This window comes from bacterium, from assembly GCA_035371905.1.
Taxonomy (GTDB): Bacteria; Ratteibacteria; UBA8468; order B48-G9; family JAFGKM01; genus JAMWDI01.
Map to the genome: position 1 here is coordinate 1 of DAORXQ010000045.1, position 14,324 is coordinate 14,324.

The window sequence follows — 14,324 nt, forward strand, 5'->3', positions numbered from 1 at the left end:
TTTTTTCTGTAAAAAAATGCTAAAACTATCATAAAAAGAATAAAACTCTGTTTAAACATACAGGAAAAAAGAAATGTAATCCCTGTAAAAAAAGAATTGAGTTTTGACGACTCCTTTTTTGTTAATAAGTAATAAGTTAAAAGAAAAAAGAAAATAAAATAGTGTTCATTTAAATTTCCACCACTGTATGAAGGATAAACTCTATAAATTGTTAATAAAAAAGGCAAAGTAAAAAGATAATATTTATCCAGAGAAAAATTTTTAAAAATTAAATTTATCACAAATAAAGTCAGGAAAGTTAGAATTACATCAGATAAAAACAATGTCCATCTACTTTCAGGAAGAAAAGTGAAAAGAAAAGTATAAATATAATATATTGCAGGAAATTTTGCCTCCCAGACATCTTTATATAAAATTTTACCTTCCTTAATCCTTTGAGCAGTATATGCATAAAAACCAGAGTCAATAAACATAGGAGATAGAACTGGAAAATCGTAAAATATAAGGACAAAAAAGTAAAGAATATTGAAATAGGTCAAAATTTTTTTTAGTATTTTATTTTTTTCCATTTTTTGTTCTTTTAATTTATAATTATATACAAAAAAATGGACAATAAAAAAATTTTATATTTGTTTTTATTTGCTTTAATCTTAAGAATTGCATTTATTTTAACACTTGATAATTCTGTTGATGTATGGGGTGACTGGTGGGATGAACTCGGATGGAAAATCGCTTCTGGAAAAGGGTACTGGGTTGATAATCCATATTTTCCTGATGGCCCTAAATTTTATGCATGGAGAAGTCCGGGATTTCCCTTATTTTTAGCATTAATATATAAAATTTTTGGACATAATTATCTTGCAGCCAAAATCGGTCTTGCAGTTTTAAGTTCATTAACAGTTATTTTAATATTTTTCTTAGGGAAAACTCTTATTGATGAAAAAAAAGGAATTTTGGCATCTATTATTTATTCAATTTATCCACCTTCTATTTTCTGGACTGGCTACCTTGCACCTGAAACTATAACAACTTTCTTCTTAACATTAAGTATTTTTTTAATACTTAAAAGTGAGAAAGAAAATTTAAAAATTTTAAATTTAATTCTTGGAGGATTAAGTTTTGGATATTTATGTATAACAAGACCTACCTTTTTACTAATTATCCCTTTTGTGTTTTTAATCTTCTTCTGGAAATATAAAATTAAATTTTTTAAAAAATCCTTACCTTTTCTATTAAGTATAATTATTTTCCCTTTTTTATGGGGGCTAAGAAACTTTATAATTCTTAAACATTTCGTTGTTACATCCACAGAAGGAGGAATTGTTTTTTTTATTGCAAACAATGAATATTCTTTAAGCAGCCCATCTGGATTCTATCATTCTGAAAATGTTGATGAATTTAAAGGTTTGTCTGAAGTTGAAATCGATAAACTTCTTTATAAAAAAACCTTTGACTTTATCCAAAAAAATCCTAAAATTTTTTTAAAACTTTTATTTGATAGATTTTTTAGATTCTGGCGTTTTTATCCACATACAATTTCAGGACCTGGAGAAGCATATAAAAAAATTCATCAAATAATAAGTTTCATTACTGAAACTCCAATAATAATTTTAGGATTTTTGGGGATTTTTATTTCATTTAGAGAATTTAAAAGTTTGGTACTTATTTATTCAGTGATATTTCTTTATAGTGGAATTTCAATATTTATAAGAACTACAATAAGATATCGTTTTCCTATAATGGGTTTCCTTATTTTATTTGCTTTATATTTTTTAGAAAAGTGTAAATATGAAAAAAAATGTATTTGATGAAGTAGCCGAGATATACGAAAAAATTTTCCCAGAGCATATTTTCAATTATTATTTGAATAAAAGAATAAATATTATATTAAAATTAAAACTTGATAAAAAAGCAAAAATTCTTGATGTGGGTTGTGGGACAGGAACTTTGCTTTATCATTTAAAAAATTATGGTTATGATGTCTGGGGAATTGATAATTCAAAAAGAATGGTTGAAATTGCAGAAGAAAAAGTCCCCGGTAAAATAATAAAAGAAGATATGTTAAATATTCCTTTTCCTTCCGAAACTTTTGATTTGGTTTTTTCAATTGTTTCTTTACATCACCTGGGAAAAATTGAGAAAGTAAAAAAAGCTGTCCGTGAAATGATAAGAATAACAAAAAATGGAGGAATGATTTTAATTTGGGAACATAATCCATTAAATCCATATTGGTATTTTCTGATGAAAAAAGTTCCTCAGGATATAGGAGAAGAAAAATTAATTCCTCTGAGTATTTTTATCAATGAATTTAAAAAAAATAAAATTAAAATCTTAAAAGTTTTCAGATGTGGTTTAGTTCCGGATTTTGCTCCAAAATGGAGTTTATTTTTTTTAGATTACTTAGAAAAGGGATTACAAAAAGTATTTCCTCTTTTACTTGCTCATAATGTTATAATAGGAAAAAAGGAATAATTATGTGGAGGAATAAAAAAGTTTCTGTTATATTTCCTACTTATAATGAGAAAGATTCCATAAAGCAGGCAATAGAAGATTTTTTTGCTTCTGGATTTGTTGATGAGATAATAGTTGTGAATAATAATGCAGTTGAAGGGACAGATGAAGAGGTAAGAAAAACAAAAGCACGTCTTATTTATGAGAAAAAACAGGGATATGGTTTTGCAATTCAAAAAGGACTTGAAGAAGCAACAGGTGATTTACTTATAATATCTGAACCTGATGGAACTTTTGAAGGAAAGGATGTTATAAAACTTCTTGCTTACAGTGATGATTTTGATTATGTACTTGGAACAAGGACTACAAAAGAACTTATATGGGAAGGTGCAAATATGAATTTTTTCTTGAAATGGGGTAACTGGGCTGTTGCAAAATTTATGGAATTCCTTTACAATACAACAACATTAACAGATATGGGTTGTACTATGCGTCTTATAAAAAGGCATCTTTATGAGAAAATAAAGAACTATTTTACTGTTGGAAGGGAACATTTTGGTCCTGAAATGACACTTCTTGTAATAAAAACAGGGACAAAATTTATTGAAATTCCTGTTAATTATAAACCAAGAGTTGGTAAATCATCAGTAACTGGAAGTATGAGAAAGGCATTTTTTCTTGGTATGAAGATGATAGGTCTGATTTTACAATATAAATTTAAGAGGATAAAATTTAAACAATGATACTTGCTTATCATAGAATTAATCCCTGGTATAATGATGCTTTGACAGTAAAACCTGAATATTTTAAAAAACAGATTGAGTATTTAATCTCTAAAAAATTTTTGATTGTTCCTGTGGAAGAATATTTAAAAGAAAATAAAAAAATTTTAAAGAGAAAAATCGTTATTACTTTTGACGATGGTTTCGCTGATAATTTCTGGTTTGCATTTGACATTTTAAAAAGTTTCAGAATTTTTCCTTTAATTTTTTTGATCGTTGATTATACTGGTACAAATAAAATTTTTTCAAGATATAAGGATAAAGAAAAAGATAGATTTTTAAATTGGAAAGAAATAAATGAAATGATAAAGGAAGGAGTGGAAATTGGCTCTCATACTCTGACACATCCACATCTTACACAGATTTCAGAAAAAACAGCAAAAGAAGAAATAATAAGTTCAAAAAAAATAATTGAAGATAAAACAGGTAAAGAAATTAAATTTTTCTGCTATCCTTATGGAGAATTTAATGAAAAAATAATAGATTTTGTAAAACTTGCTGGATATAAAGGCGCGTTTGTTACACCAAAAAGGGGACAGAAAATTAAATGGACTGATTTTACAATGAAAAGAATTGGAATTTATGGACACAACAATTTTTTTATATACAAATTAAAGATATGGAAAGAGTATCTGAAAGGAAAAATTTAATTTATCTTCTGGTTATAGGTTTTTTATTACGTTTAATTTTCGTTTTAACCTTAAAAAATTAATTTTATTTTGATGATGAGTATGAATATTTTAAAATGGTTCAAAATTTTATTGCTGGGAAAGGATTAATAGTTGGTGAAAATCTTAAAAGTTTCAGACCACCTTTTTATCCCTTTTTATTGAGTATTTTTACTCTTTTAAAAATAAATCTTACAGGAATAAGAATAATACAGACCCTTATATCAACATTTACAATATATCTAATTTACAATATCGGGAAAGAAACTTTTAACAAAAAAATTGGATTATGGAGTGGATGGATTTCTGCTTTTTATCCTTATTTCATTTTTTATAATGGTTTCATTCTGACAGAAACTTTTTTTATTTTTTTTACAGTTCTTAGTATTTTTTTTCTGATAAAAATTGTTGAAAGAAATGGAAAAAAATCTTTTTTAACAGGAATTTTTATGGGAATTTCTGGACTTACAAGACCAATTTTTCAACTTTATTTTCCAGTTTCTCTAATACACATATTTTTTTTAAAAGAAAATTTTGTAAAAAAAATTAAAAAAATCTTTTTTATTACAATCGGTTTTTGTTTAACACTTTCACCATGGATTTTAAGAAATTACAGAATATTTCACGGGTTTATTCCTGGAACAACTATGGGTGGTTGGGTTTTCTGGGAAGGAAATAATCCATATTCAGAAGGAGGTCCATGTTCCCATTTTCCTGAAGGTATTCTTGAAGTAGATGAAATAACAAGAGATAAAATTTTATACAGAATGACTTTTGATGTTATAAGAAAAAATCCAGAAAGATTTCTCTGGTTAATCCAAAATAAATTCAGAAGATTCTGGAATATAATTCCAAATGCTCCTGAATTTGAAAGAAAAATTTTATATCGTTTTATAAGTGTTTTTTCCTTTGGAATTATGATGCCTTTTTTTATAATCGGTTTTTTTATTTCATTAAAAAATAAAAAAGCACAATTTTTTCATAGTTTGATAATACTTTTTACAGTTTTCCATATAATTTTTCTGGCTTCCATAAGATACAGAGTACCCATTGAACCATTTTATATTATTTTATCAACTTACGGTTTTTCTTATATAATTTTAATGGTTAAAAATTTATTTATTCAAAGAGGATAAAATGAAATTATCAGTGATTATTCCTGTTTTTAATGAAGAAAAAACAATAATGAAAGTAGTAGAAAAAGTGAAAAAAGTACCTTTTGAAAAAGAAATTATAATTGTGGATGATGGAAGTAATGATAAAACAAGAGAAATTCTTAAAAACTTAAAAGATAAAAATATCAAGATAATCTTTAAAGAAAAAAATGAAGGGAAAGGAATGGCAATAAGGAAAGGACTTGAGTATATTACAGGAGATGTGGTTGTAATTCAGGATGCTGATTTAGAATATGAACCAATGGACTGGCTTAAAATGATTAAATTAATTGAAGAAAAAAAAGCAGAGGTTGTATATGGTTCAAGAATTCTGGGAAAAGGTAAAAAATCTTCTTTATTTTTTTATTTAGGAGGCAGAATTCTTTCAATATTGGCAAATTTACTCTATAATGCACAAATTACAGATGAACCCACCTGTTATAAAATGTTTAAAAAAGATGTTATAAAATCAATAAATCTAAAATGCAAGGGTTTTGAATTCTGTCCGGAAGTAACAGCAAAAGTAAGAAAAAAAGGGTACAAAATTTATGAAGTCCCAATTCATTATAATCCAAGAACTATAAAAGAGGGTAAAAAAATCCGTTTGAAAGACGGTATTATAGGTATATGGACTTTAATAAAATACAGATTTATTAATTAAAATGGTTAAATGTCCTTTATGTGAAAAAAATACTAATTTAAAATTAAAAATTAAAAATTACCAGATATATAATTGTAAAAAATGTGAAATTTCTTTTTTATATCCATTTCCTGAAAACATTGAAAAAATTTATGACAAAAAATATTTTGAAAAATGGTACCTTCCTTATTATGATGATAGGAAAAAATATTTTGAAAGGTTGTATCTGAAATTGAAAAATTTTATTCCTGAAAAAGGTAAAATTCTGGATATAGGATGTGGAGTGGGCATATTAATGAAAATGTTTGAAGAAAAAAAATATGAAGTTATAGGATACGAAATTTCAAAATTTGCAATTAATTTCTGCAAAGAAAATAACTTAAAAGTTTTTGATAATTTTAATTTTCCTGAAAAATCTTTTGATATAATAACAATGATGGATGTTATTGCTCATGTAAAAAACCCTCTCTTTTATTTTGAAAAAAGTAAAAAATTATTGAAAGAGGGGGGTATTTTAATTATAAAAACTCCCTTACACTCAAATTATATGTTTTTTCTGGCTAAACTTTTCTCATTTACACCAAAAAGTAAATCAATTTTACATATTCCTGCCCAGATTTATCATTTTAATAAAAAGTCAATCTTTGAAATTGCAAAGATGAAGAATTTTAAAGTAGAAAAAGTTTTTATAATGAAAGAATTTATAAATAGAAAATTTTCTATTTTAAACGTATGGAAGTTTTTTATAGAAAAAAGTGTAGTTGTCATTTTAAAAAATGAATAGAAAAATTAAATTTTTTTTATTTGTGATTTTTTTTCTTGGATTTTTTTTCAGAGTTTTACATCTTGGAAAACACTCCTTATGGTGTGATGAATTACTCACTATTTCTCTTGGTAAACACTCAATAAAATGGATGATTGATTATATAACATATAATGATGCTCATCCACCATTTTTTTATTTGCTGGTTCATTTCTGGTTAAAGTTTGGTGAGAATGAAATTATTTTAAGAATTTTACCCATGTTATTTGGGTTATTATGTATACCTTACAGTTATATCCTTGGCAAAAAATTTTATAATGAAAAAATAGGTCTCTTTCTCTCTTTATTTGTCTCTCTCAGTCCTCCTTTTATTTTATGGTCTCAACTAATTAAATCATATTCACTTCTCACTTTTTTGACAATTCTGTCTTTTATCTTTTTTATTGAAATTTTGAATTCAGAAAATAAGAAATTTCTACCTATTTTTTGTCTCTCTAATATTTTAATTCTCTACACACATAACTTTGGTTTTATTGTTATACTAATTCAAATACTAACTCTTTTGATTTTAAAAAAGTTAAATAGAAAATCCTTTCTTTTATTTTTTTTAATTTTTCTAATTTATATTCCATGGCTTCTGAAAATCCCCTATCAGATGAATTTTACTCTCGGTGTGAGAAGACCATTTCCAGCATTACTAAAATTGCCTTACACTCTTTTTTATTTTTTCTTTGGAGAAACTTTAAGTCCTTTTAACTTCAAAATTTTAATTCCTGCTTTCATCACTTATTCAATCATTTTTACAATTGGTGTGAAAAATCTTTTAAAACTTCAAAAAGAAATTAAAGTCCTGTTGAGTATATCACTTATTTTCCCGCTTTTTTTCGTTTTTTTTCCTTCAACTGTTCCCCAAAACTTAATTTTTATTTCCTTCTTCTGGTATTTACTCTTTTCCATAGGAATGCATAATTTTAATTATAAAAACTTACTTATTTATTTGAACTTTTTATTTCTTCTTCCATCTTTAATTTTCTATTATACAGACAACATCTCGCAATATCATGACACAAGCAAGTTAATTCTTTTCAGAGAAATATTCAAGGAAATTCAGAAAATAGAGAAAGATGGAGATATTATCCTTACAACAGAAAAGTATGACAGAGAAATATTAACCCCTCTGATGTGGTATTATAGTGGAAAAAATAAAGTATTTAGGATTAATGATAAAAATGATATTGATGAAGTAATTAAAATTTTTAACAGAGAAAAAAAGAAATCAAGATTTTTTCTGATTCTTGATTTCATAAATAATCCTGAAATTTCAAAAGAAATAAGAGAATTTTTTGAAAATAAGTATGAAAAATTGTATGAAAAAAAATATATTTATAATGAAAAACTTTTAAGCAGATTAAAAGGTGTAAAAGAGTATTATTATTTAGTTGAGGTTTACATTTTCCAGCCAAAAATTTTCTGATGAGTTATTTATTTAATAATTGTCCGCAAAAATGTTATAATTTTTAACTATGGAAAAAAAATATTTACTTGGAAATGAAGCAATTGCTTATGGATTATATGAAGGTGGAGTAAATGCATCTTTTGCTTATCCTGGAACTCCTTCTTCTGAAATTACTGAGGCACTTCTTAAAATTTCAAAAAATGATGTATATATAGAATGGAGTGTAAATGAAAAAGTTGCTTTTGAGAATGCTTATGGTGTAAGTTTAACAGGGAGAAGAAGCAGTGCCATTATGAAACATGTTGGATTAAATGTTGCTTCTGACTCATTACTTACATCTGCATATACAGGAATTGTTGGTGGATTTTTAATAATTGTTGCAGATGACCCTTTTGCTCATTCATCTCAAAATGAACAGGACTCCAGAAGATATGCACAGTTTGCAAAATTAGTTTGTTTTGAACCATCATCAATTCAGGAAGCAAAAGATACAGTAATTTTTTCTTTTGATTTTTCTGAAAAATACGGACTCCCTGTTTTAATAAGAAGTGTTACAAGATTATCTCATGGGAAAGCGGATGTATTAATAGGTAAAAGAGAAGAAAAAAACTCAACATCAACTTTTATAAAAAATCCTTCTCAATTTGTAATGGTACCTTCCAATGTTAGAAAGGTAATAATAAATTTAAATAAAAAACAGGAAGTTATAAAAAAAGACATAGAAAAGTTAAAAATAAACAAAATTGACAATGGTGAAGGTTCCACTGGAATTATTGCTTCTGGTTTATCATATATTTATGTAAAAGAATTTTTAAACCTCAAAAAAAAATCTATTCCAGTTCTGAAAATTGGCTCTTATCCTATTCCTGAAAAAAAATTAGGAAAATTTTTGAAAGGATTAAAAAATGTTTTTGTTTTTGAAGAAGGTGACCCTGTAGTTGAAGAATTTGTATATCTATGTTCAAAAAAATATAATCCTGAAATAAAAATAAAAGGAAAAATGAGTGGTGATGTAAAAAAAGAAGGAGAACTCTCTGTTGAAGATATTGAATATTCTTTTTCAGGAAAAAGAAAAAATGTATATGTAAATATTAACTTACCAGAAAGAACTCCTACTTTATGTCCGGGATGTCCCCATATAGGTTCTTTTTACATTCTAAAAAAAGTTTTTGGAAAAGAATCTATTTTTCCGGGAGATATAGGTTGTTATACTCTCGGAATAAGATTTGGTACAATTGATACATGTCTATGTATGGGAAGTGGAATATCTATCGGAACAGGAATTTCAAGATTTGAGAAAAAATATATTATCTCAATTATAGGAGATTCAACTTTCTTTCATGCTGGAATTCCTGGATTAATAAATGCTGTTTACAATCATTCAAATCAGGTTATAGCAATACTTGATAATAGAACCACGGCAATGACAGGATATCAACCACATCCTGGAACAGGAATTAATGCTAAAGGAGATAAAACAGTTGAAATTGATTTAAAAAAACTTATTGAAGGATGTGGAGTTAAAAATCTTGTAGAGGTTGACCCTTATTTAATTAAAGATTCTGTTGAAAAGATAAAACAAATAAAAGAAAAAGAAGGAGTAAAAGTTATAATATTTAAAAGAGAATGCATCCATATTTCAAAAATTAAAAAAACTGAATTTTATATTGATAAAAATATCTGTAAAAAATGTAAATTATGTCTTGAATTTGGATGTTCAGGAATTATTTTGGTAAAAGATAATATAGAAATAGGGAATCTCTGTAATGGTTGCGGTATTTGTGAACAAATATGTCCATTTGGTGCTATAAAAAAGAAAAATGAGAGATAAATTTGATATTCTGATTTGTGGTGTTGGTGGTCAGGGCATTATTCTCTGTTCAAATCTTATTGGAAATGCTGCAGTTATTGAAGGAATCAGTGTTAAAGGGTCTGAAATTCATGGTATGGCACAAAGAGGAGGGTCGGTAGAGGCATATGTTAGATTAAACTGTAATTTCGGACCTAAAATACCTGTTGGATATGCTGATTTAATAATCGGATTTGAAACAATGGAAGCATGCAGAAGTTCTTTTTATTTAAAAAAAGATGGGATAATGATTGTAAATAATTTTCCAATCCCAATTCCGGGTAAAGAATATGAATATGAAAAAATTATTGAGTTCTTAAAATCAAAAACAAAAAATATTTACATTGAAAATTTTACAAAAATAGCAGAAAATATTGGTTCACCAAAAGTAATTAATACGCTAATGCTTGGATTTGCATCAAAATTTATACCTTTAAAAAAACAGAGTTTTGTAGAAGCGATAAAAATCACTCTTCCTGAAAAAATTCTTAAAATAAACCTTGATGCTTTCAATTATTTCCTCTAATAAATCACCAAAATTTGACTTTATAAGTGTGAAATTGTAAGATTATTTAACTAAAAAGGAACTTAAAAATGGAAAAATACATAGTGGATGTTAAATATTTAAAAGAAAAATATGACCTTAAATTTTTAAATTTTGAAACTACTGAAGAAATTCCGCCTCTTGAAGGAATTATTGGACAGGAAAGAGCAAAAAAAGCACTTGAATTTGGATTAAAAATAAAAAGTAAAGGATATAATATTTTTGTTACTGGTATAACAGGAAGTGGAAGAACTACATCTGTTGAACAGGCAGTAAAAAAAATAGCAGAAAAAGGGAAAACCCCTGATGATTGGTGTTATGTTTATAATTTTACAAATCCTGATAATCCAAATGTTTTAAGGTTTCCTCCTGGGAAAGCAAATGAATTTAAAAAGGATATGGAAATCCTTGTAAATGAATTAAAAGTAGAACTCCCAAAAACATTTGAGAGTGAAATATATGAAGAACATAGAAACCAGATTATAAAAGAATTCCAGAACAAAAGGAACCAACTTCTTGATCAAATAGAAAAAACTGCAAAAACTTCTGGATTTCAGATAAAACAGACACCTTCAGGAATAGTTTTTATACCATTAATTGAAGGACAGCCAATAAAAGAAGAAGAAATGGAGAAATTAACAGAAGAAGCAAAAACTGAAATAAGAAAAAAGCAGGAAATGTTATATGAAGAATTAAATGATGCATTGAGAAAAATAAGGGATTTTGAAAAAGAAGCAAAGGAAAAGTTAAATCAACTTGAGAAGGAAACAGCAAAATTTACAATATCGCCGAGAATTCAGGAACTTAAAGAAAAATATAAAAAATTCAGTGATGTCTGTAAATACCTTGAAGAAGTTGAAAAGGATATGATAGAGAATATAGATGATTTTAAAGAAAAAAAAGAAATTGAGTTACTTCCTGGACTTAAAATTCCTGATAGAGAATCATCTCTTTACAGATATACTGTTAATGTGTTAATTGATAATTCACAGACAAAAGGAGCTCCTGTAGTTAAAGAAACTAATCCAACCGCTTATAATCTTTGCGGAAGGATAGAATACCGACCACATTTTGGAGCAATGGTAACAGATTTTACAATGATAAAACCAGGTTCTTTACATAAAGCAAATGGTGGTTATTTAATTTTACATATCCTTGATGTTTTCAAAAATTATTATTCATGGGAAACATTGAAAAGAGCATTAAAAAATAATGAAATAATTATAGAAGATTTAAATGAACAGTTCAGATTGATTAATACTCCAACTTTAAGACCCAATCCTATACCTTTAGATATAAAGGTTATATTAATTGGACATCCAGTTTTTTATTATCTCCTTTACACATATGAAGAAGATTTCAGGAAATTATTTAAAGTAAGGGCTGATTTCAGTACAATCATGGAAAAAAATGAAGAAGGTTATAAAAATTATGCTTCTTTTATAAGTAAAATATGTAAAGAAGAAAATTTGAAACATCTTGATAAGTTTGCAGTCGGTAAAATAATGGAATATGGTTCAAGAATAGTAGAAGATAGAAACAAATTAACTACAAGATTTATAGAAATTGCCGATATTATTAGAGAAGCAAATTTCTGGGCGGAGATGGATAACTCTCCAATTGTAAGAGAAAAACATGTAAAAAAGGCACTTGAAGAAAAAATTTACAGGTCAAATTTAATAGAAAAAAGGATTGAAGAATTAATAAAAGAAGGAACAATAATGGTTGAAACAGATGGTGAGAAGGTGGGACAAATAAATGGGTTATCTGTTATTTCTCTTGGTGATTATAGTTTTGGAAAACCATCAAAAATAACCTGTAATGTATTTACAGGAAAAGGAGGAGTAATTAATATTGATAGAGAGGTTAAACTTGCAGGAAAAATTCATAATAAAGGATTTTTAATATTAAATACATATATTAACGAAAAATATGGACAGGAAGAAGTTATTTCTTTCTCAGCAAGTATATGTTTTGAACAACTATATGAAGAAATTGAAGGGGATAGTGCATCATCAACAGAAATATATGTGTTACTTTCCGCTCTTGCAAATATTCCTATAAAACAGGGAATTGCTGTTACTGGCTCTGTAAATCAAAAAGGAGAAATTCAACCGGTTGGAGGTATAAATGAAAAAATAGAAGGATTTTATTACACCTGTAAATCAAAAGGATTAACGGGAAAACAGGGTGTAATTATACCGGAAAGAAATTTAAAAAATCTTATTTTAAATGATGAAGTAATAGAGGCGGTTGAGAAAGGTTTATTTCATATATGGGCAGTAAAAACCATTGATGAAGGAATAGAAATTTTAACAGGTATTCCTGCAGGTGAAAAAAGAAAAGATGGAACATATCCTGAAGGAACAATCAATTACCTTGTTTCAAAAAACATAAAAAAGTATACAGAGAAATATTTAAAATCTATAGGAAAAAAAGAAAGTAAAAGCAAAAATAATTAAAAGGAGGCAAAATGAATTTAACAATGGCACAAGCAACTCCACCTCAAGCATCACCTTTAGGAGCATTATTACCTTTAATTTTAATTTTTTTCATTTTTTATTTTCTACTTATTTTACCCCAACAAAAGAAAGCAAAACTTCATAAAAAAATGCTTGATGAATTGAAAGAAGGAGACAAAGTTATTACTGTTGGAGGACTTATTGGTGAGGTAGAAAAGATTAAAGAAGATATTGTAACTTTAAGATTTAAAGAAGAGACAAAAATTGATGTTGTTAAAAATGCGATTTCACAGGTAATGCCAAGAAAAAAAGAATGAAAAAAATTGGATATTTTGAAGTTTTTGATGGATGTGCAGGAGATATGCTTGCTGGAAGTTTAATAGATGCAGGTCTTGATATTGAAATTTTAAAAAAAGAACTTACCAAAATCCCTCTTAAAAATTACAGAATAGAAACGAAAAAAGTAAAAAGAAAGACAAAATTTGGACATGCTATAGAAGGAACACAATTTTTAGTTATTCCAGTTGAAAAATGGGAAGAAGAAACTTCATATAAAGATATTCTTAAAATTATTGAAAAAAGTTCATTTTCTATAATTATAAAAGAAAAAATAATGAAGATTTTTGATATTCTTGCTGAAGGAGAAAGTATTGTTCATAAAGAAGAAAAAGAAAAACTCCATTTCCATCAGGTAGGTCAAATTGATGCAATTATTGAAATAACAAGTGTCGTACTTGGGATTAAATTACTTGAAATAGAAAAAGTTTTTTCAAGTGCAGTAGGTGTTTCAAATATAGCTCCTGCAACAATAGAAATTTTAAAAGGAATACCAACAGTGCTCAAAAATGTTCCACAGGAAATTACAACTCCAACAGGTGCTGCAATTATCAAAGGGATTTCCAGTTTTACTCCTATTGTTTCAGATTTTTATATCAGTAAAGTTGGATATGGTGCAGGAACAAGAGAAGAACCATTACCAAATATGCTGAAATTCTTAATGGGAGAAATAAAACAGGAAAATGAAAGTGTTATGATCATAGAAACAAATATTGATGATATGAATCCAGTTTTAATAGGAAATTTATTTGAAAAACTTTATAGAAAGGGAGTTTTTGATGTATCTATATTTTCTGGCATAGGTAAGAAAAACAGACCTGTTTTTAAAATAGAAATTATACTTCCTGAAGAAAAATTTAATGAGGTAATTAATATCTTATTTGAAGAAACTACTACCATTGGTATAAGATGTAGAAAAGAAAACAGAGTTATTTTAGAAAGGGAAATAAAAGAAATTGATACTGAATTTGGAAAAATAAAGGTAAAAATTTCATATATGGATAACCGGATTGTAAATATATCTCCGGAGTATGAGGATTGTAAAAAAATTGCTGAAGAAAAACAAATTCCTCTTAAAACAGTATACCAAAAGGTCTACAAAAATCTGGAAAATAATTTAAAATAATGTTAAAATTATTTTTTCAATGTTTATAGGAACTTTAAAATTTGAAATTATTATACCGGGAAGTTCCAGTTTAAAAGATAAGAGAAGGGTGAT

14 protein-coding genes are annotated in these 14,324 nt (G+C 26.7%); 13 read left to right on the forward strand and 1 reads right to left on the reverse strand.

The window, feature by feature from the left end:
- Positions 1-569, reverse strand: a 569-nt coding sequence (locus tag PKV21_05895; GenBank protein ID HOM27021.1) for a hypothetical protein, incomplete at its 3' end; no start/stop codon positions are given.
- Positions 570-605: 36 nt separating this feature from the next.
- Between PKV21_05895 and PKV21_05900 the strand changes: the two genes are divergently transcribed.
- The 13 genes from PKV21_05900 to larC all read left to right on the forward strand — a co-directional run bounded on the left by PKV21_05900 (position 606) and on the right by larC (position 14,231).
- A complete protein-coding gene (locus tag PKV21_05900) occupies positions 606-1,808 on the forward strand; it encodes a glycosyltransferase family 39 protein (GenBank protein HOM27022.1) in 1,203 nt (400 codons plus the stop codon).
- A complete protein-coding gene (locus PKV21_05905; GenBank protein ID HOM27023.1) occupies positions 1,789-2,472 on the forward strand; it encodes a class I SAM-dependent methyltransferase in 684 nt (227 codons plus the stop codon). Before PKV21_05900 ends, PKV21_05905 begins: the two co-directional genes overlap by 20 nt.
- A 2-nt stretch (positions 2,473-2,474) precedes the next feature.
- Positions 2,475-3,194: a glycosyltransferase family 2 protein gene (locus tag PKV21_05910; protein HOM27024.1), complete on the forward strand. Its 720-nt coding sequence runs from the start codon at positions 2,475-2,477 to the stop codon at positions 3,192-3,194.
- Positions 3,191-3,883, forward strand: a complete 693-nt coding sequence (locus tag PKV21_05915) for a polysaccharide deacetylase family protein (GenBank protein ID HOM27025.1) — start codon at positions 3,191-3,193, stop codon at positions 3,881-3,883. Before PKV21_05910 ends, PKV21_05915 begins: the two co-directional genes overlap by 4 nt.
- Positions 3,884-3,978: 95 nt before the next feature.
- Positions 3,979-5,037 (forward strand): glycosyltransferase family 39 protein, encoded by a 1,059-nt coding sequence (locus PKV21_05920; GenBank protein HOM27026.1) that lies wholly within the window; start codon positions 3,979-3,981, stop codon positions 5,035-5,037.
- 1 nt (position 5,038) lies between these two features.
- Positions 5,039-5,716 carry a glycosyltransferase family 2 protein gene (locus tag PKV21_05925; protein HOM27027.1) on the forward strand — a complete coding sequence of 226 codons (678 nt, stop codon included), beginning with the start codon at positions 5,039-5,041 and terminating at the stop codon, positions 5,714-5,716.
- Position 5,717: 1 nt separating this feature from the next.
- A complete protein-coding gene (locus PKV21_05930; GenBank protein ID HOM27028.1) occupies positions 5,718-6,479 on the forward strand; it encodes a class I SAM-dependent methyltransferase in 762 nt (253 codons plus the stop codon).
- Positions 6,472-7,932: a glycosyltransferase family 39 protein gene (locus tag PKV21_05935; GenBank protein HOM27029.1), complete on the forward strand. Its 1,461-nt coding sequence runs from the start codon at positions 6,472-6,474 to the stop codon at positions 7,930-7,932. Before PKV21_05930 ends, PKV21_05935 begins: the two co-directional genes overlap by 8 nt.
- 49 nt (positions 7,933-7,981) lie before the next feature.
- Positions 7,982-9,745 (forward strand): indolepyruvate ferredoxin oxidoreductase subunit alpha, encoded by a 1,764-nt coding sequence (iorA, locus tag PKV21_05940; protein ID HOM27030.1) that lies wholly within the window; start codon positions 7,982-7,984, stop codon positions 9,743-9,745.
- Complete coding sequence (locus tag PKV21_05945; protein HOM27031.1) at positions 9,735-10,289, forward strand: indolepyruvate oxidoreductase subunit beta; 555 nt, start codon at positions 9,735-9,737, stop codon at positions 10,287-10,289. The genes iorA and PKV21_05945 overlap by 11 nt, the downstream gene beginning before the upstream one ends.
- Positions 10,290-10,357: 68 nt before the next feature.
- Positions 10,358-12,769: an ATP-binding protein gene (locus tag PKV21_05950; GenBank protein HOM27032.1), complete on the forward strand. Its 2,412-nt coding sequence runs from the start codon at positions 10,358-10,360 to the stop codon at positions 12,767-12,769.
- A gap of 11 nt (positions 12,770-12,780) precedes the next feature.
- Positions 12,781-13,086 (forward strand): preprotein translocase subunit YajC, encoded by a 306-nt coding sequence (gene yajC, locus PKV21_05955; protein ID HOM27033.1) that lies wholly within the window; start codon positions 12,781-12,783, stop codon positions 13,084-13,086.
- On the forward strand, positions 13,083-14,231 hold the full coding sequence (gene larC / locus PKV21_05960) for a nickel pincer cofactor biosynthesis protein LarC (protein ID HOM27034.1): 1,149 nt from the start codon (positions 13,083-13,085) through the stop codon (positions 14,229-14,231). Before yajC ends, larC begins: the two co-directional genes overlap by 4 nt.
- Positions 14,232-14,324 lie beyond the last annotated feature (93 nt).

Bases quoted from the DNA above. Each gene is read 5' to 3' on its own strand.
- PKV21_05930 (HOM27028.1), top strand. From the start codon at position 5,718: ATGGTTAAATGTCCTTTATGTGAAAAAAATACTAATTTAAAATTAAAA.
- iorA (HOM27030.1), top strand. From the start codon at position 7,982: ATGGAAAAAAAATATTTACTTGGAAATGAAGCAATTGCTTATGGATTA.
- PKV21_05935 (HOM27029.1), top strand. From the start codon at position 6,472: ATGAATAGAAAAATTAAATTTTTTTTATTTGTGATTTTTTTTCTTGGA.
- yajC (HOM27033.1), top strand. From the start codon at position 12,781: ATGAATTTAACAATGGCACAAGCAACTCCACCTCAAGCATCACCTTTA.
- PKV21_05925 (HOM27027.1), top strand. From the start codon at position 5,039: ATGAAATTATCAGTGATTATTCCTGTTTTTAATGAAGAAAAAACAATA.
- PKV21_05910 (HOM27024.1), top strand. From the start codon at position 2,475: ATGTGGAGGAATAAAAAAGTTTCTGTTATATTTCCTACTTATAATGAG.
- larC (HOM27034.1), top strand. From the start codon at position 13,083: ATGAAAAAAATTGGATATTTTGAAGTTTTTGATGGATGTGCAGGAGAT.
- PKV21_05950 (HOM27032.1), top strand. From the start codon at position 10,358: ATGGAAAAATACATAGTGGATGTTAAATATTTAAAAGAAAAATATGAC.
- PKV21_05905 (HOM27023.1), top strand. From the start codon at position 1,789: ATGAAAAAAAATGTATTTGATGAAGTAGCCGAGATATACGAAAAAATT.
- PKV21_05915 (HOM27025.1), top strand. From the start codon at position 3,191: ATGATACTTGCTTATCATAGAATTAATCCCTGGTATAATGATGCTTTG.
- PKV21_05900 (HOM27022.1), top strand. From the start codon at position 606: ATGGACAATAAAAAAATTTTATATTTGTTTTTATTTGCTTTAATCTTA.
- PKV21_05920 (HOM27026.1), top strand. From the start codon at position 3,979: ATGGTTCAAAATTTTATTGCTGGGAAAGGATTAATAGTTGGTGAAAAT.
- PKV21_05945 (HOM27031.1), top strand. From the start codon at position 9,735: ATGAGAGATAAATTTGATATTCTGATTTGTGGTGTTGGTGGTCAGGGC.